General features: G+C 48.8%; 1 protein-coding gene. It reads right to left on the bottom strand.

Going from position 1 to position 1,208, the window contains the following annotated elements:
- Nucleotides 1-527, bottom strand: a 527-nt coding sequence (locus FJZ26_06160; protein ID MBM3229989.1) for a hypothetical protein, incomplete at its 3' end; no start/stop codon positions are given.
- Between the last annotated feature and the right edge of the window lie 681 nt (nucleotides 528-1,208).

Genomic DNA, 1,208 nt, shown 5'->3' with positions numbered 1-1,208 from the left:
CTTGGGCTGATAAAGCCGTCGCGTATTTTGTCCTCAAGCCCCTTTAGCTCGCTGCCTATTTTTGAGTTGACAAGATACCTCACGCTCACAGTCGGCCTTTGTGGCAGCCTGCCTTCATCCTGCTGGTTTGTTGCCGCCTGGACTGTATTGTCCGGGGCCTGACCATGCCGCTCAATTTTTGAAACCTCTGCACTAATCAGGGAATTGATTTTCCAAAAATGATTCTCAATGCTTTGCGGCTTATTCGAAAGCGCCGGTTTTGAGCGGATGCGCCGGCCCAGTTGCAGATTATTGAAAAGGCGGCCAGTGCGCTTGCTTGTGTTTTTTTTCTTTGCCTGCTTGGCCTGATGCCTTGATGGTTTTTTTGACTTGAGGCTAGGTTTTGCTTTGGAAGAATTTCGTGTGCGGCACAATAATGGTTTTTTCATCTTGCTGCGGCTTTTTTCAGGCTTGTGCTTTGCACGCCCGTGTTTTGCCTCGGCCCTGTGTTTTGCCCCAGCCCCGTGTTTTGCTTTTTTTGCTGCCATCCGCATGTGTGTTGCGCAGACCTGATATTTATTTGTTGGTCTTGGAGAAGAACTGGCTTGCGTATTTAACCTGACATGCGATTGATTTGCGCATGGCAGCTGAAAAACAGTCAGGCACCTGAAATGTGGGCATGGGCTTTCAGGTATTCGACCGACTTCTTGGAGAAAAACGCGCCTTTGAGTGTGCCGTTATGTTTTGCATCATAGTAGGCATGGAGTATTTCTGAAGCGCAGTGCTGGTTGTCAACTGCCCTGACAACTATCTCATTGACAGGCATGTCAAAGTTCTCGCCTTTTGCAATTGCCTCAAGCAGGTAGTCCCGTGCCATATCCGAGTTTGTGATAAACCTATTTGCCACGGCTTCTTTAAGGACTGGAGGCGCGATGCCTTCTGAAAGCAGTAGCGCCATTGCTGCAGTGCCTGTGTCAATGCCTTGGGCCTTTAGCTGCAGGATTACACCTGAAATTGAAAATTTTGGATAGCCTTTTTGGACAAGCTCCTGCGCCTCTTTCTGGCTTGAAAGCAATGCATAAACCACTTTTACATTCTCATCGGAAATAAGCCCCGAGGCCAATGACCCGTAGGGTGTTTCGTCAAGCTGGACTGCAGACAAGAGCTTGGAGCGGTCAACCGAGAGCTTGCGATTGGCAAACTCGTTTACGGCGGTTTTTGCGTTTTTG

The organism is Candidatus Parvarchaeota archaeon (genome assembly GCA_016866895.1).
Taxonomy (GTDB): Archaea; Micrarchaeota; Micrarchaeia; order Anstonellales; family VGKX01; genus VGKX01.
This window is presented reverse-complemented; position numbering and strand designations above follow the sequence as displayed.